At 55.0% G+C, this 18091-nt stretch carries 11 protein-coding genes; 4 read left to right on the forward strand and 7 right to left on the reverse strand.

Features of this window, described 5'->3' with window-relative positions; genetic code table 11:
* Position 1 precedes the first annotated feature (1 nt).
* From katB to exeM, 4 genes are all read right to left on the reverse strand, one after another.
* Positions 2 to 1468, reverse strand: coding sequence for a catalase KatB (gene katB, locus K0H63_RS16135; protein ID WP_220065562.1), 1467 nt, complete (start codon positions 1466 to 1468; stop codon positions 2 to 4).
* Positions 1469 to 1714: 246 nt separating this feature from the next.
* Positions 1715 to 1954, reverse strand: a complete 240-nt coding sequence (locus tag K0H63_RS16140) for a YgjV family protein (RefSeq protein WP_220065563.1) — start codon at positions 1952 to 1954, stop codon at positions 1715 to 1717.
* Positions 1955 to 1995: 41 nt separating this feature from the next.
* On the reverse strand, positions 1996 to 2433 hold the full coding sequence (locus K0H63_RS16145; RefSeq protein ID WP_220065564.1) for a PaaI family thioesterase: 438 nt from the start codon (positions 2431 to 2433) through the stop codon (positions 1996 to 1998).
* A 149-nt stretch (positions 2434 to 2582) separates the two neighbouring features.
* Positions 2583 to 5180, reverse strand: a complete 2598-nt coding sequence (gene exeM / locus K0H63_RS16150) for an extracellular exonuclease ExeM (protein WP_220065565.1) — start codon at positions 5178 to 5180, stop codon at positions 2583 to 2585.
* Positions 5181 to 5961: 781 nt separating this feature from the next.
* On the opposite strand from exeM, the gene K0H63_RS16155 reads away from it, so the two are divergent.
* Both K0H63_RS16155 and K0H63_RS16160 read left to right on the forward strand, forming a co-directional pair.
* Positions 5962 to 6396, forward strand: a complete 435-nt coding sequence (locus K0H63_RS16155) for a curlin (RefSeq protein ID WP_220065566.1) — start codon at positions 5962 to 5964, stop codon at positions 6394 to 6396.
* A 13-nt stretch (positions 6397 to 6409) separates the two neighbouring features.
* Positions 6410 to 7912, forward strand: a complete 1503-nt coding sequence (locus K0H63_RS16160) for a curlin (RefSeq protein ID WP_220065567.1) — start codon at positions 6410 to 6412, stop codon at positions 7910 to 7912.
* A gap of 97 nt (positions 7913 to 8009) precedes the next feature.
* Here K0H63_RS16160 and K0H63_RS16165 read toward each other — a convergent pair whose 3' ends face one another.
* The gene (locus tag K0H63_RS16165; protein WP_220065568.1) at positions 8010 to 8675 is read right to left on the reverse strand and encodes a helix-turn-helix transcriptional regulator; all 666 of its coding nucleotides are present in this window, start codon (positions 8673 to 8675) and stop codon (positions 8010 to 8012) included.
* 510 nt (positions 8676 to 9185) lie between these two features.
* Between K0H63_RS16165 and serA the strand changes: the two genes are divergently transcribed.
* On the forward strand, positions 9186 to 10415 hold the full coding sequence (gene serA, locus K0H63_RS16170; protein ID WP_220065569.1) for a phosphoglycerate dehydrogenase: 1230 nt from the start codon (positions 9186 to 9188) through the stop codon (positions 10413 to 10415).
* Positions 10416 to 10547: 132 nt separating this feature from the next.
* Positions 10548 to 11507, forward strand: a complete 960-nt coding sequence (gene ygfZ, locus K0H63_RS16175; protein WP_220065570.1) for a tRNA-modifying protein YgfZ — start codon at positions 10548 to 10550, stop codon at positions 11505 to 11507.
* Between the two features lie 165 nt (positions 11508 to 11672).
* On the opposite strand, the gene K0H63_RS16180 is transcribed toward ygfZ, so the two are convergent.
* A complete protein-coding gene (locus K0H63_RS16180; protein ID WP_220065571.1) occupies positions 11673 to 12695 on the reverse strand; it encodes a response regulator in 1023 nt (340 codons plus the stop codon).
* Positions 12696 to 12780: 85 nt separating this feature from the next.
* Complete coding sequence (locus K0H63_RS16185) at positions 12781 to 18072, reverse strand: PAS domain S-box protein (protein WP_220065572.1); 5292 nt, start codon at positions 18070 to 18072, stop codon at positions 12781 to 12783.
* Positions 18073 to 18091: the final 19 nt, after the last annotated feature.

Raw genomic sequence — 18091 nt, forward strand, 5'->3', positions numbered from 1 at the left:
CTCAGAGCGCGGCGCGAATACGCTGACCGTAGTCGGCATCCGCCTTATCGAAGTGGGCCAGCATACGCTGCTGCACCTCTTCTGTTACCTGGCGCAGGGTCGACGCGATGGTCTCGGCGAGGCGATTCTTCTCACCTTCACTGAACAGACGGTACAGGTTACCGGCCTGGGTGTAGTCGTCCTTACCGTAGCGGCTGTAACGGGCGGCTTCACCTTCGAGGCGCAGTGGCGGCTCAGCAAAGTGGCTGGCATCATTCAGCGCACCTGTCACTGTGCTTGGGCCATAGTTGGCGCTGGCATCGCCACCGGTCTGGCTTTGATGGCCATTGTCACCATGATAGGGGCACTGAGTCCCGGCCATGGCGCCGCCACGCTGGTGATGGTTGGCCACAGTGGCGTGTGGGCAGTTCACCGGCAACTGGTTGTAGTTGGCACCAATGCGATAGCGCTGGGCGTCGGCATAGGCAAACAAACGGGCCTGCAGCATCTTGTCAGGTGAGGCGCCAACACCGGGCACCAGGTTACTGGGGGCCAGCGCCGCCTGCTCTACTTCGGCAAAGTAGTTTTGCGGCATGCGGTTAAGCTCCAGTACCCCAATCTCAATCAGCGGGTAGTCCTTGTGCGGCCATACCTTGGTCAAGTCGAACGGGTCGATGTGGTAGGTGTTGGCATCGGCTTCCGGCATGATTTGCACGTTCACAGTCCAGCGGGGGAAATGACCATCCATGATGGCCACCATCAGATCCCGCTGGGAAGAGTCCGGATCTATGCCTTTGAGCTTATCGGCCTGCTCGTTGGTCAGGTTCACCACACCCTGCTGGGACTTGAAGTGGAACTTCACCCAGAAGCGCTCACCTTTGGCATTCCACAGGCTGAAGGTGTGAGAGCCATACCCGTGCATCTGACGATAGTTTGCCGGGATACCGCGGTCAGACATCAGCACTGTCACCTGATGCAGCGCTTCAGGGTTCAGTGACCAGAAATCCCACATGGCCTGAGGGTCTTTCAGGTTGGTCTGGGGGTTACGCTTCTGGGTATGGATGAAGTCCGGGAACTTGATACCATCACGCAGGAAGAAGGTTGGGGTGTTGTTGCCCACCACATCGTGGTTGCCGCGCTTGGTGTAAAAGCGTACCGCAAAGCCACGGGGGTCGCGCTCGGCATCGGCAGAGCCCATTTCACCGCCCACGGTGGAGAAACGTACGAAGGTTTCGGTGACCTTGCCCTCGCCGATAAAGTGGTCGGCAATGGTGTACTCAGATAAGTCGCGGGTCAGGGTGAAGGTGCCGTAAGCGCCGGTGCCCTTGGCGTGTACCACACGCTCAGGGATACGCTCGCGGTTAAAGTGAGCCAGCTTTTCAATCAGTTGCCAGTCTTGCAACAGCACTGGGCCACGGCTGCCGGCGGTCAGGGAATTCTGGTCATCGGCGATGGGGGCGCCGTTTTGGCTGGTGATGTAATGACTCATCTGTGTTTCCTCTTATTTATCCGTTGATTTGGTTGCGGGCCCGGCACACCAGGCCTCTATCAGGTCAAAAATGGTGGCCATAATGGCTCCTTAAACTTAACGACCCAGTCGATGAGCAAAGACTACGGTAATCGACAAAACAGATAAAACGATTAAATCAGATGATTACAATCTGACATTTCGATGAATGATTCCCACCCCAATAAAAAACGCGGCCAGGGCCGCGTTTCTATCATGACATCAGGATCAGCTGTTGGGTTCAGGCTCCCGATAGAGCTTCACCAGATAGTAAGCATCTATCAGTACGATGAAAAAGTTAACCAGCGCCACCGGGTAAGCATCGATGGCCAAACCATAGGCCACGAACAGCGCCGCCCCCACCAGATTCCACCAACGCAGTTTTTTGATGTTGGCCATCATCAATGAAATGGCCACCACCACCGAGGCGAGATAGCCCACCCATTCCCAAATCGTTGCCGTCTCCATCGCAACTCCTCTGCAACTGTTTATGATGCCTATATTTTAGTTCAGCGTTCTACAACTGCCGCGGTCATCCGCGAAATGCAGGTCAATTCCCCTGCACCGTTGTGTATCAGAATTTCCCATACTGAACTGCGCTTACCCAGATGCACTGGCCTGGCAGTGGCCGTGAGTGTGCCATTGCGGGCTGCACGCAGGTGATTGGCGTTAATCTCCTGGCCCACGCAATAGTATTTCTCAAAATCCACTACAAAGTTGGCGGCGTAGCTCGCCACGGTTTCGGCCAAAACCACATTGGCGCCACCATGCACTATGCCAAGGGGATTATGTACCGCCGGTGTGGCAGGCATAGTCGCCTTCATATAATCGTCGCCGATTTCGCTGATTTGGATCCCGAGGGTCTTCATCAGGGTGCCACGGCCATGCATGCCCTCATCCATTTTGGCGCAATCGTCCAGGGTGACGGGGCGAAACCAGATACTCATTCACTTCTCCCATTGTCTGTGATTGCGCCAGTGTACTTGCCACGGCCATGCAGGTAAACCAATGCCCAGCGGCCTGAGCCGAAACAAAACCACTTGAAAGCACAATAAAAAAAGGGGATGCATGCATCCCCTCTGGCGAGTTACTTAAATTAATAAGTACGGCGACGGCCAAGACCAATCAGGGTTGCCAATGCCAGCAGCAGTCCGCCCATGGCACCACCGTCATCCTTTTTCTCTTCCACTTTATCGGGATAGCTCAGGGCCACAATCACAGGGTCGTGGTCTGATGCCGAGAAGGCATTTTCGGATTTTTCCAGGCTGCCGGTAAACTTCTTACCGTATTCGAACAGGTTGGATTCCACCGAGTTGATGTGCCAGTCCTCGATATCCACTACCCGCTTGGCCAGGCTGTCGTTACCCAGGGCATGGTCGAGGTTACCCAGTTCACCGTTGTAGCTGTAAGAGTAGGTATCGGCGCCATGTACCTGAGTATTCAGGTTAATCAGGCCATAGCCCTTCTCAATCACGCTGCCCTCTTGCTCGTAGCTCTGGCCGGCGAGCGTGGTGTAAGAAGCGGTTTTCACTTCACGGTTGGAGGTGGAGGCATCGTAATCGGTCAGTACACGCACAGGATCTTCCATGCCGTAAGCGTTCAGGTCGCCAATCACCAGCACATCGCCTTCGATGTCTTTCACGGCTTCACCAATCACCTTGGCAGCCGATACGCGGAACGCATTACACTTGCCCTGCAGATCGGCGGGATCGCGGCTTTCATCGAAATTGATCCAATCTTCCAGGCAGCCTGAACCCTTGGACTTGAGGTGGTTTACCACCACAGTCAGGTTTTCATCTTTTACCTTGAAGGTTTGACCCAGGCTGTGACGCTGATACTTGTCCTGCGCAGGGCTGGTTTCGACCACGCCCTTGTTGTCACGGCTGGCCACGCCTTCCGGCGCATGCTGCTCAGGGGTTTCAATCACAAAAGCCGCACCTTCAGGGCTCACCTTGGCGGTGCGGTACAGCATGCCCACGGTGATGGCATCATTGCCGAAATACTTGCCATCAGTCTTGTCGGCATCGGCAATTTCCACAAAGCTGTAGGCGTTGTCGGCCGTTTGCTCGGCGTTCAGGGCGTCCAGCAGGTTCTGAATGGCACTCTTCTCACCAAAGCCGTTGTTGGCAATTTCCATCAGGCCCACGATGTCGGCGTTCATGGCCGTGATGGCACTCACAATCTTGGTGCGCTGCAGCAGCATTTCTTCTTCGGTCAGGGCGCCACGGTTAGAACCGGTTGGGTTGGCATCGCCGCCCACCACATCGTTGAAGAAGTTGAGCACGTTAAAGCTGGCCACACGGATATCGCCTTGCTCGGCTACAACCGGGGCGTCGGTGCGATCATTACCGCGAACAATATCGGCCGGGGTCAGGGTGTTGGTGGTCACCAAACGGTATTCGTTGTAGCTGTAGCTCACCATGCCTTCGAGGCCCTTGAGCTCATCGCCCACGCGGATATAACCGGTTTCGGCGTTAAAGTCAGGCAGGAATGGCACTACGCCGTCGGCAGCCTTGAAGTCAGACTCCACAAACAGCTCATTGCCACGGTTTTGCATCTCCAGGGCAATGGCTTCTTCACTCAGCGCTGGATGCACCTGGGTGGGCTTCATCAGCGGCGCCTTGTGGGACAGCATCAGGTTGTTGCGACGACCGGCATAGTCGTAGCTGAAAGTACGGCTGACTTTCATCTCGCTGCCGACATCCAGCACCACTTTCATGCCTTCGAAGCGTTCCAGCGCCTGCTCCAGGGTCTCGCCTTCGGTCACGGCAAAGGGTACGGCGCCTGGCACATCGCCCTTGGCGCCCACTTCAAACTTCTTGTCGGCTTTGATGTCGATTTGGGTCAGGCCGAAGTATTCCTTCACCTTACCCTGCACACAGACTTCCACCCCTGGCTGAATCGCTTCAGGGGCTGCTTCGCCGAGGAACACAAAAATACCATCGGAGGTCAGAGGGGAATTATCACCCTGCACATCCTGCAGGTAGAAACCCTTGAACAGACTCTCACCGCGGGCAGACACCACGCCACGCAGGGTCACTTCTGTATCGGATTCAAATTTGCCTTCCGGCACCAGTGGGCTCTTATCGCCGCTGCCCTGAATGTCATAAATCGGGATCAGCGTAGCGCCGGCGCAGCTGAAGGCTGGCACTTCGGGTGCTGTTGCACCCTCGAGGCTGCCAAGGCCTGAGAAGTTGTCGATGGCTGAGGTTTCCCAGTCGGCTTCGTTATACACAGTCGCCGCGGCCAGCGCGTTGGTCTTACGGGCGATAGTGACGTTAAGACCCCAGTCTTTTGGGGTGGGAATGGCACCCACTACATCCACAATGGCGCCGTCTTTCATCAGGGCTACCGCATCGGTGCCGTTAAAGTAGAGATCGCCGGTCATGGTGTCTGTGCCCGCTGGCAGGGTAATGACAGCACTGGGATGAGTGATGACCTTGATGCCTTTGGCGGCCAGACTCTGACCATCGAGGGCGACCATGTTGGTGGGCGTGGTAGCGCCATCTTTATAGCGCACCAGAGAATAGCCGGTCAGATCAACGGCCGCATCACCGCTGTTGTAAAGCTCAATGGCTTTATTGTTGGAACTGCCTTCTACATATTCGGTAATCATCACATCGGCATTTGCCAGCAATGGCATTGCCGCCGATACAGCCACGGCAATGGCTGTCAGCTTTTTAACATTTTCCATATTATCAACCCCGTTAATTATAATAATGACGTTATCTTTCGTTAACGCGGGCAGATTGTCCCAGAGTTAATACTCCAAAAGAAGGGGTTATGTCACAGAACATGGAAGCTAAAGTATGGATATCTAAACACTTTAGTTAAAAACATCAGTTCCATAAAACGAATAAATACGGCGTGCTGATTAAAAAAACAAATAATAACAGACCGATAAAATAGAATTATTTCTGCCATCATAAGCGCTGAAAAGCGAATAGAGACGCAACAGAACACTGAATAATGAATTAATCAAGAATGATTAATTGCCGATATTTTATCCAATATTATTCAGTACTCCATTCCCAATAATCCGCAATGTACTTTGGCCAAGGCAAATAAAAAAACGCGGCCATCATGGCCGCGTAAAACTACTGTTGCGTCTGCTCAGTTAAATACTGAACCGAAATATCCCATCAAGGTCATTACCGGCGGCAAGTTTCCGGATGAGATATTTCAATATCACTTTCGCCCAACCAGGCGTATTTGCCCAGTCCAGGCATTGGTTTTTATACTTATCTACTAGGCTGAAGTAGCTAATACCGACCGTGAAATGTATCCAGAAATAAACTTACACACTTATAAATCAAACGCTTAGAAAAGACCACACAGTAAAAGACGCGATTCGTCCCCTCCCGTATAAATAGGCTTTCTTCCGATTGTGACTCAGGTCTCAGAACCTTAACTTGGTGCTGTAATTTTGCCGACCCGTCGGCTTTGGAAGTTTACGCATCGCAAAGGAGTGTCGAGTGTCTTACTGCAAATCGCTGGTTTTAAGCGCTTCCCTCCTGCTTTGCTGCCCTGCCGTGCTGGCCGAAACGCCAACACCCGGGGTAGGCGACGAGATGTCGCTTTCTGTCCCCCTCCAAACTCTGCTGGAGTCCAGCGGACGGGACAACCTCATAGACCTGTTTCAGATGGGGGTGCAGAACGAGGCCATAGTTGCCCAGTCGGGCGACTTCAACAGCCTTATTGTCGCCCAAATCGGTGTTGAAAATCAGGCTCTGGTGCGTCAGCTGGGCGCTGACAATGAGGTGGATTTGTTTCAGGCAGGAAACCACAACAGCGCTGAGATAACCCAGATAGGCGACAACAATCTGGTGCAGCTCAAGCAGTTGGGCAGTGCGAATTTTTCTATTCAACAAATTGGCGATGGAGCATCTATCGCCGTGACTCAATACTAACAGGGAGCGTCACATGAAATCACAAGCGAAGAAGTCACTCTTGGCTTTAGCCATCACCGCGGGTATCGGCATGTCAGCGCAGGCCTTTGCCAGCGATGTCAGCGAAATCCAGGTGAACCAAGCCGGTTATGCCAACGACACCACCGTGGAACAAACAGGTGTACTGAACCTGGCGCGGGTTGATCAGCTCGGTGATGAAAACACCACCACAGTCACCCAGGACGGCGTATGGAACGAAGCCTACATTGGTTCTGAGGGCAATCAGAATACCGTGTCTGTAGAGCAAGCCGAAGACTGGCACATTGCCGGCGTAAGCCAAACCGGTGACAACAACACGGATAACGTGGTCCAGACTGGTTTCTTCAACCAGAGTGCCGCGGTAACTGCCGGTAACGGTAACGCCGTTGACGTGATGCAGGCTGGCGAGCTGAACGAAAGCAATGTAGAACTGACCGGCGACAACAACAGTGCCTGGGTTGATCAGGATGGCGGCAGCAACTATGCCGTTTTCCGCGTACAGGGCAACGATAACGACGGTGAAATCACTCAGCTGGGCAACAACAACCAGGGTGGTCTGATTGCACTGGACTTCACTGCCAACGTTGGCAACAACAACGATGTCTCCATCTATCAGGAAGGTGACAACAACGTCGGTGGTGTGCGCGGCGTTGCCGGTGACAACAACGAAGTTGAGATTGAGCAGGTTGGGAACAACAACGTGGGCTTTGTTTACGCCCTGCAAGGCAGCGACAACGATCTGACCATGACCCAGGATGGCGATCGCAACGTGGCGGTTCTGGAATTCACCACCGGTGACAACAACGACGTTGAAATCAACCAGTCTGGCACCGAAAACGCCATCGGTGACACACTGACAGCTGTTATTGAAGGCAGCGACAACATGATAGACATCGAGCAGGAAGGCTTCTCCAACAGTGCTCAGTTTATCGTTCAAGGCGACGATAACGATGTGGATCTGGAGCAGGAAGGCGATCTGAACTATGCCGAGTTTGTTGCCGTGGGCAATGACAACACCCTGAACCTGAGCTCAGAAGGTAACAGCAACCAGCTGCTGGCCGGCGCCTTTGGCGAAGACAACAGCCTGGAAATCGCTCAGGAAGGTGATGCCAACTTCGCTTACAGCCTTGTATTTGGTAATGACAACGAGGTGGATATCGCTCAAATGGGCAATGACAACGAAGCCATTGTTACCATCGAAGGCAACAGCAACACCGACATCATCGGCACCCAGTCCGGCGACCTCAACGTACTGGATCTGCTGATCCAGGGCGATGAAAACCTGGCACAAATCACCCAAACCGGTAACGGCAACTGGGTAGGTGGCGATGAGGGTGCATTTGCCGTAGTCGGCGAAGGCAACAGCTTCATCGTGGCTCAAAGCGGCAACGACAACCTGGTAACCGGCTCTCAAATGGGCAGCAGCAACGTGATCAACGTGACTCAAGTGGGTAACGAAAACGTCGCCACTGTTATCCAGAACGGCGCGCCACGCTGATAACAGCACCCCAATAAAAAAGGAGCCAGATGGCTCCTTTTTTATTTGTCTATTGATAACGCTGGTACTCCATTGACCAGCGCCATCGACATTCTGTTTAACTGACCAAAGCGAAGTGACTCTGGTGAGACTGGGCCCAGCGCAGCAGCTCTACCCGGTTACGGGATTGGGTCTTGCGAAAAATAGACGAAATGTGCGCCTTCACGGTGTGCTCACTGATGCACAGGCGATCGGCAATTTCTTTATTTCTGGCACCACTGCCAACCAACTGGATAATGGTGCACTCCCTGCCGGTCAAAGATTGCAGCATCGCCATAGCGTCGGGTGATACATCGGAATTGGTGTCCAGTTTATTCACCAGTCGACGGAACATCTTGCTGATAAGCGGCCGGTCAAACCAGAGTTCGTCGGCCACCATCTTGCGAAGGCCTGTCAGCATCAAGTCCATGCGCTGATCGGCAAACAACAATCCCCGGATCCCAAGCAATAATGCGGCTTCCTGATCCAGAGAATTACGTTCCACCTGATAAAGGGCGACGGGCACGTGGGGAGTCAGTCGGCTGGCCAGCAGCGGAATGCCTTTATTATCCAGCGCCGCGCCTTTCTGGGCGATGAGATAAAACGCCTGCGGGTGCTTATCCAGGTCCAGCTCACCGACGTGTTTTACGATGCGGGTTTTTAACCCTATGGATTCTGCCAGGATGGCCAGATGACAGGGTGCAACCAATTGGTGCACAAAAATCAACTCATTTACCGTATTCAACCCTCTTTCTCCTTGTTGACCGCCGTCGTTCAAACTTCCATGTGCGGCTAAAAAAACGCCAGACTATTGAACAGGGATCCCCAATTTTGCTGACTCAGCCTTATAAAACCATAAGACGTAGGTATGAATCAAAGAATGATTCTCATTAAACAATGTACGGTAAAAGCGAGACCTGACGCGCTCCCCGCTGCCATGGGGCTTTCAGCCCTGTGGGCCTTGTCGCCAAAAAACCATTAACAAATGTAAATACTCCATAATAAGTACTTCAAGACATCCCAAACCCGGCCAACACGCCACTGCTGTTCACAGGTCAGCGCAACCCAAACCACCCACTCACAGACCGGGCTTAGTGCCGTATCATTTACCTTATGTGATATTGTTCTGGTTTTTGAATAAACACTTTAGCCATCCAGCCCTCCACACTGTGTAAAAAAAATGCTAATTTGGGCGGGCATTGACAGTCAGCAGACACATAAAACCTATAGGCATTAGAAAGAGGGTATCTACACCATGGCGAAACATTCGCTGGACAAGGATAAGATCAAGATCCTGCTGCTCGAAGGCGTCCACCAATCTGCGGTAGATGTACTTGAGCGGGCGGGCTACACCAATATCGAATATCACAAGGCGTCCCTCGCCGATGAGGCGCTGATTGCGTCCATCAAAGATGCCCACTTCGTCGGCATTCGCTCCCGCACCCAACTGAGTGCCGAGGTGCTGAGCAAGGCCGAAAAACTGGTCGGCATTGGTTGCTTCTGTATTGGCACCAACCAGGTTGACCTCAAGTCTGCCGAGCTCGCCGGTATCCCGGTATTTAACGCCCCCTTCTCCAATACCCGCTCCGTGGCTGAGCTGGTGCTGGGCGAAATCATCATGCTGATGCGCGGTATTCCCCAGCGAAACGCCCTTTGCCACCGCGGCGGCTGGCTCAAGAGTGCCAACGGCAGCGTGGAAGTGCGCGGTAAGACCCTGGGCGTAATTGGCTATGGTCATATCGGCACCCAGCTTGGCATTCTGGCCGAAACCCTGGGTATGCGGGTGAAGTTTTTCGATATCGAAGACAAGCTGCCGCTGGGCAACGCTCAGCAGGTGCATTCCTTTGAAGAATTGCTGGCCAGCGCCGATGTGGTGAGCCTGCATGTGCCTGAAACCCCACAGACCAAAAACATGATTGGTCACACCGAACTGGCCACCATGAAAAAGGGCAGCTTCCTGATTAACGCTTCCCGCGGCACAGTGGTTGACATCGACGCCTTGTCAGCGGCGCTCAAAGAAGAGCACATTGCCGGCGCCGCCATCGATGTGTTCCCGGTTGAGCCAAAGTCCAACGATGATATCTTCCAAAGTCCGCTGCGTGGCCTGGACAACGTTATCCTGACCCCGCACGTGGGTGGTTCTACCGAAGAAGCCCAGGAAAACATCGGCATCGAAGTGGCCGGCAAGCTCGCCAAGTACTCAGACAACGGCTCTACCGTGTCTGCGGTGAACTTCCCCGAAGTATCCCTGCCACTGCACAAGGGCACTTCACGTTTGCTGCACATTCACAAAAACCGCCCCGGTATTCTTATCAAGATTAACCAGGCGTTTTCTGAAAAAGGCATCAACATCTCCGCCCAGTATCTGCAAACCACCGCCGATATCGGTTACGTGGTGATGGAAGTGGACACCCACCAGGCCGAGGAAGCACTCGAGCAACTGCGCGGCATTGAAGGCACCATCAGAACCCGTTTGCTGCACTGACAGTGCCCCATAAAAAGGCGCCCGGGGGGCGCCTTTTTATTTTTGCGAGTCCGGCAGGGATATGGTCATTCACCCGGCCATTGGGATCCGCTACAATCCCAGACTATCCAAGTTCATTTCAAGGAACAGGCAATGACATTTACCGTCTCACAGGCCGCCTGGGCGCTGGACAGCGAAGGCCCGGCATTGACCCTGAGTTTACTCAATCATCTCGGGCTGGTGTCTGTCACCGGCGAGCAGGGCAACAGCTTTATCCATGGCCAGGTCACCGCCGATATCAGTGCGTTGGAACCCGGCCAATGGCGCTGGGGCGCCCACTGCGATCCCAAGGGCCGTATGCTGGCAACCTTCCGCACCTTTAAACTGGGCGACGCCCTGATGATGCTGGAGCCGCGCAGCGCATTGGAAGTCTCACTGGCACAGCTGAAAAAATACGCCGTATTCAGCAAAGTGGAGCTTGTGGATGTAAACGGCGAGCTCACCCTCTTGGGTGTATCTGGTCCAGAGGCAGCCGGTTTTGTTGCCCAGCATTTTGGCACGTCAGAGGCAGACGTTTACAGCACAGAGCAAGGCACTGTGCTTAAAGACGGTGAGCGGTTTATTCTGATCCTGGACAAGGCCAATGCCTGTGCCCTGATAGAGAAAAGCGGCCAGCCGCTTTACGGAGCAGGCGTATGGCAAGCATTGGAAATTCGTGCCGGCTACCCCAATATCGCAGCGGGCCATGCCAGCGAGTACATCCCCCAGATGTGTAATCTGCAGGCCCTCGACGGTATCAGCTTTAACAAGGGCTGCTACATGGGGCAGGAAACCGTGGCCCGCACCAAATACCGTGGCGGCAACAAGCGCGCGCTCTACATCCTCTTTGGTGAAAGCCAGACGCCAGTTCGCCTCGAAAGCACCCTGGAAATCGCCGTGGAAGGTGGCTATCGCAAGGCAGGCAACATCATTGAGGTGGTGAGCCGCGGCAGCAAGGTACTGATGACCGCAGTCCTCGCCAATGACACAGCGCCCGATGCGGTGCTGCGTCTCGCCGACGACCACGAGGCCAGCTTCACCCTGCTGCCCCTGCCCTACTCGTTGGAAGAGTAACTCATCACAAGCAGGTCCTTGTCAGCGCCGGGCATGTAACCGATATGCATCCCAGACGAACAAAGCGGACAAGCAAAGCAGACAAAAAAGAGGCGCCTGGTGCGCCTCTTTTTATTTGAAAGCCCGATATCCGAGCGTAAGCAATCACAGTTGCCAACTGCCGGGCTAGTCTTCCGTTTCCATGTGTTTATCGCGCACCGCCACCACCTCGGGCAATATCTGCTTGAAGTGCTCCACCAGCTCAGGGTCAAACTGCTTGCCGGCTTCCGACTCCAGCAAGGCCATGGTGTCTTCAATACTCCATGCCTTCTTATAAGGTCTGATGGACGTCAGGGCATCGAACACATCGGCAATGGCGACGATACGCCCTTCGATGGGGATCTCAGTGCCACTGAGGCCATTGGGATAGCCAGAGCCATCCCATTTCTCATGGTGAGTCAGGGCAATACGGCGGGACATCTGCAGCAGCGGATCCGGATGTTCGCCAATGATTTCGGCACCTATGCTGGCGTGCTGCTGCATGATTTCCCACTCTTCGGCATCCAGCTTGGCCGGCTTTTTCAGTACCGCATCGGGGGTGCCTATTTTGCCTATATCATGCATGGGCGCTGCATTGTACAGGAGCTCGCAGAAGGGTTCAGGCAGCCCGGCCTGTCGTGCCAGCAATCTCGCATAATGGCTCATGCGTACCACGTGCAACCCGGTTTCGTTGTCCTTGTATTCGGCGGCGCGGCCGAGACGGCGGATAATCTCAAAGCGGGTCTGTTCAAGCTCCCTGGTCCGTTCTCGCACCTGCTCTTCGAGCAGTCTCTTCTGGTCGTAAAGTGCCAGGTGGGTTTTCACCCTCACCTTCACAATGGGCGCACTCACCGGCTTGGTGATATAGTCCACGGCCCCCAGCTCAAAGCCCTGGGTTTCGTCAGCGACCTCGGCAAGGGCGGTAACGAAAATCACCGGGATATGGGCCGTCATGGGTTCCTGCTTAAGACGGCGGCATACCTCATAGCCACTCATCCCGGGCATCATCACGTCCAGCAAAATCAAATCCGGAGGCGACTTCAGCGCCAGCGCCAACGCCCTTGGGCCATCAATGGCCACCTTGACCTTATAATCCTGCCCCAATATCCCCACCAGAATATCGATGTTCTCCGGGGTATCATCCACCACCAGCACTGTGGCCTTTTCCATTGCAACCTCCCTTGTTGCCGCTCCTGCTGTGGGCAGCCTGTTACCCGGGCAATCAGCGCCCACAACGATTTGTTATTGAGTATAGTCAGGCGGATTCGCCGTCGGTCTCAAGTTCCTGTATCAGCTCTCGCACCAAATCGGCGCCATCATCAAACTGGTAGCCCGCCACCATCTGGCTCACCGGCTTTAGCCTGGCCCACACCCCCGGTGCCACTTGCGCGGATAGCGACTCAAGGGCTGCCACCGCCCCCGCATCGGCGTCTTCAAGCTGTGTCACCAGAGTATTGAGCACCTCTTTGAGGGCATCGGCGGACAACTGCTCTCCCGCCTCTGCGGCCGGCTCTTCAACCCCATCTGTCATCCAACGTTCAATGGCAGCCACTATGGGCACCAGCCGGGTTTCCACCGCCTCCAGCTCGGTTTCACAGGCCTCTCCCTGTGCAAGCCTAGCCTCGAGTTGCCGTGCTTCCTCAACCAGGGTGTCGGCGCTGAGGTTACCCGCCACGCCTTTGAGTGTGTGGGCCAAACGAACGGCATCCTCCTGCTGCCCCGCTGCCAGGGCCTTGCGGATTTTCTTACCTGCCTGGGCCTGGCTGGTGACGAAGCGCTCAAGAATACGGCGATAAAGGCGCTCTGAGTTTTGTACCAACTGCAATCCCCGGTCGATATCCAAATCCTCATGCTCGGGCCAGCTGGTAAGGGATGCCGCCTCTTGCTCTGGGTCTGTATCCGCGTTTGCTGATACCCGCCCTTTGGTTTCAGGGCAGAGATACTGCAGCAGGGTCTGATAGAGGATCCCCACCTCAATGGGCTTGGCGATATGGTCGTTCATCCCAGCGAGCAAACACATCTCCTTGTCGCCCGCCATGGCGTTGGCCGTCATGGCAATCACAGGCAGCTCGGCAAATCCGGGCAACTTCCTCAACTCCCGGGTGGCCTGATAACCGTCCATCACCGGCATCTGACAATCCATCAGCACCAAATCGAAGCTCTGCTGACCGAGTTTTTCCAGCGCTATCTGACCGTTGTCGGCGATGGAAAGCACCACCCCCACCTGTTCCAAAAACTCACTGGCCACTTCCTGGTTCATCTCATTGTCTTCCACCAGCAGGATGCGTTTGCCCTTGAGTCCGGACAGTTGCTGGGCATCCATGGGCTGCGCCTTACGTCGCACAGGTTTGTGTCCCTGACGTCCCAGCGCCGACATGATGCCATCCAACAAACGGGAGGCGCTGATGGGCTTGGTGATGTAGCCATTGATGCCCAACTCCTCCACCTTGTCGATAAACTCGCTGTTGGCGTGGGCAGAAACCATCAGGATAAGCGGTGGCTGCTTGAGTTTTCGCATCCTTGCTGCGGTTTCAGTGCCATCCATCTCGGGCATTTTCCAGTCGACAAGGGCGATGCGATAATCCCGCTGGGCGCACTTCTCCAACGCCTCCATGCCACTGCGGGCACTGTCGACGGAAAAGCCCATGCTTTGCAGCGTGGTGCGAAGAATATCTCTGGCGGTGCTGTTGTCGTCTACCACCAGCACCGCCATGCCTTCCAGCTCCTGCTCAACATTCAGCTGGGCGTTTTGCGCCACCTTTACCGACACGGTGAAATAGAAGGTACTGCCATTACCAAACTGGCTGTCGACCCCAATCTCGCCGCCCATCAATTCCACCAGCTGTTTGCAAATGGCCAGCCCAAGGCCGGTGCCGCCGTATTTGCGGGTGGTGGAGGTATCGGCCTGACTGAAGGACTTAAACAGCTTGGCCTGCTGCTCGGCGGTAAGCCCTATGCCGCTGTCGCGCACGGCAAACTTGAGCTGCACCTTATCCTCATCCCGGGCCAGCTCGCTGATGGACAACATCACCTCACCCCGCTCGGTGAATTTAATGGCGTTGTTCATCAGGTTAATCAGCACCTGGCTGAGGCGAAGCGGGTCACCTTCAAGGTGCGTTGGCACGCCAGGGGCAACAGAAAACAGCAGCTCCAGCTGATTATCGGCGGCTTTCACCGAGAACATGTCGCCGAGGTCTTCCAGAATAGTATCCAGCTGGAAGGGCACCACCTCGATATCCAGTTTTCCGGCTTCAATTTTCGAGAAATCGAGGATGTCGTTGATGATACCGAGCAGCGACTTGGACGCCCGCTCGATTTTTTCCACATAGTTGCGCTGCTTTCTGTCGAGCTCTGTCTGCAGGCAAAGCTGCGACATGCCGATAATGGCGTTCATGGGGGTGCGGATTTCGTGGGACATGTTGGCAAGGAAATCACTCTTGGCCTGGTTGGCCGCGTCGGCCTCTTCCTTGGCGGCCATCAGCTCGTCGGAAAGCAGCTTAAGGCGGGTGATATTGGCGATACTCATCACCACTGAGCGCTCACCGCCGTCGCCTTCTTCCAGCTCAGAAGCAATGACCGCCATCCACATCAGCTCGCCATCGCCATCGAGCATGCGCCACTCGCCGCTGATACTGCCCTGCTCACTGTCGGCCAGGGCCTGATACAAGCCAGTAGCAAGCGCTCGGTCGTCGGGGTGCATCAAATCCGCCAGTTGCTTGCGCTTCAAGCTGTCGCTGCTTATGCCCAAATCACTGACAAACTGGCCGTTGCAATCCTTGATAATGCCCCTGTCATCGAGGTTAACAATGCCAATACCGGCGTTATCAAAGAGCGCCCTGAAGTGAGCCTCGCTCTGGGCAAGCTCAGTCTCCATGCGTTTACGGCCGCTGATGTCCATCAGATAGCCGTTCCACACCAGCGCGTCCTGCTGCTTGCTGCCCCGGGCGCCCGCCTCCAGCCAACGCAACTCGCCGGAAGGGAAATGGTATCTGAAGGCCTTGGTCCACTGCATGCCGTGAAGACCGGCAAGCATCTGAATGATCTCGCCCCTGTCTTCTTCCACAATGCGCTCAGCCACCAGCTCAAAGTTATCCAGCACCTCATTGCGATGGAACCCCAGGGTGGCCATGGCCGCACTGGAGAGGAAGGTAAAGCGTCGGTCCCGCTCAGAACGCCACACCAGCTGGTACACAGTGCTGGGCACAGACTCGGTAATGGTTTCCAGTTGCTCCCGCGACTGTTCAATTCGCTCCTGAGCAAGCTTACTTTCGGTGATGTCGTTCAGACTGCCGTCAAACCACACCGGGTTACCGTCTTCATCGTAACTGGCCTTGCCCTTTTCATGTATCCAACGAAGGCTGCCATCCCGGTGGCGAATGCGGTACTCCACCTCAAAGGCGTGCTGCTCGGCAAGTGCGCCGGAAATAATGGCGTCACAGTGCTCTGTGTCCTCTTCGAGGATAAGGGAGCCAAAGGTGCGCTTTTTGTTTTCAATAAAGTGCCAGGCGGGATAACCGGTGAGCTCAGTGATGTTGTCGCTGACATACTCCATGGTCCAGGTGCCATTAATGCGGGTACGGTAAACCGCGCCGGGGATATTGGACACCAAACCACGAAAGCGACTCTCACTCTCGCGAATTTGACGCTCGACCGCCAATTGCTCCGTCAGGTCGCGAATGGATGCCGCCACCTGACGCTGTCCACGGCTGTCGGCGGGTAACAGGCTCAGACCAATCTGCACCGGAAAGTGCTCACCGCCACATTTAACCGCATGCAGCGGCTTGCCGCTGGCCATAATGCGGTCTCTGCCGCCATCGATAAAGAGCTGACGCTTACCCTGATGGCCATGGCGCTCATCCTCGGGGATCAGCGCATCGATATTGAGGTTCAGCATTTCTTCGCCGCTGTAACCAAACAGCTCCTGGCAACGGCTGTTGCTGAATACCAGTTGTCCCGACTCATCCACTATCAACATGGCCTCGGGCGCTGCCTCGAGCACCGCATTGGACCAGGCTGCGGCGGAAAACTGCTCTGTCACATCGTTAAACAGCATCTCCACCGAAATCAGTTGGCCTTCATCGTCCAGCAGCGGCTGCATAAAGAGGTCAAGCCGCCGCATTCTGCCATCGGCACCGGCCATTTCAACCTGATGGGGTGGCACAGACTCGCCCCGCAGCGCCATCTCCATAAATTGCCAGTTTTGCTCGTTGATGGCGTTGCTGGAAAAGAGCCGCTGATATTTGCGTTTAAGCACATCGGGTGAGATCCCAAGCACCTTTTCTACCCCGGCGCTGACCTGGTCTATATTGCCGTCGGGGGTCATGGAGCAATAAAAGGACTTATCGCTCATGCCGTCGATAAGGGTGGCGAAGCGGTTGCCGCGGGAGTCGAGCAGCGCCTGCTCCCGCTCTTCCAATACCTCGGCCATCTCGTTGAATTTATGGCTGAGGGTGGCGATTTCCCGCACTACTCCTTCGGGTTTTTGCAGCCGTTTGATGAGCCCTTTACTGAAATCCACAATGCCGGTTTCCAGCGCTTCCAGGGGCTCGGTCAGGCGTTTGGCACTGTAATAGCTGGTCAGCAGCAGGATCAGCGCCAGCAGCAGGAGGCTAAGAGTTAAGGAACTGAACCCCTTCAAGAAAGTTTCAACCAACTCAGTCTGTGGCGTGATGACCAATACCCGCCATGCCAGTGGCGACACCTTGGCGATGCTGGCAAGATACTGAACCCCGTTCAGATCTTTCAGGGCGACTTCCTGGGTGTCACCCTCCAGCACTTTTCTGGCCGCCTGCACGCTGGCGGCATCATTTGTCAGCCAATCACTCAGGGTCGCATTGCGGGCGAGGTTATTGTCCGGATGATAGATAAGGGTGCCATTGGCATCGAGCACCAACAGCTTCTTGGGATCTATGCCCAGCCGAATGGGCAGACTCGAGAGCGCCAGATCCGTGGTCACCACCCCCAGGGGCGCATCATCGCCAAAGGGTTGGGAGAAGGTGATCATCTGAATATTGCCGGCACCGTCATCATAGTAGGGTGGCGTCCAGTACCCGGTTGGACGCTTGAGGGCTTCGGTCCACCAATCCCACTGACCATTGGTGTAGTCATAGGCCTCTTTGCCTATATCCAGGGTGGCAATCGTCAGGTCCTGACGAAACACATAGGGGGCAAAACGTTCCTGACCGGGCATGAAACCCGGTACAAAGGCGACGGCCGAGCCATAAAAATTGCTGTTGCGGGCGAGGCGATCGGCGAGCAATTGATACAGAAAGGGGGCTTGTTGCAGCTGCTCCCTTGCATCGAGATGCCCAAGGGTAAAGGCAAGGGTTTGGGTGTCCTGCTGGGCCAGTGTCAGTTCGAATTCGAGCCGCTTGGCGGCGAAATCCGCTTTTTCGGCCAGGTCGGCAAAAAAGGCCTTTTCTTCGGCCTTGTAGTTAAACCAACCGGTAACGCCTGAGACCCCGGTCATGATGATGATAAGGGGCACGGCTATCTGAAACAGGATCCGACTGCGAAAAGTCGAAAGTTTTGCGGTATTTTCCGGCATGCGGCTGCCTCTCTGACAA

This window comes from Shewanella zhangzhouensis (assembly GCF_019457615.1).
In the GTDB taxonomy this organism is placed as follows: Bacteria; Pseudomonadota; Gammaproteobacteria; order Enterobacterales; family Shewanellaceae; genus Shewanella; species Shewanella zhangzhouensis.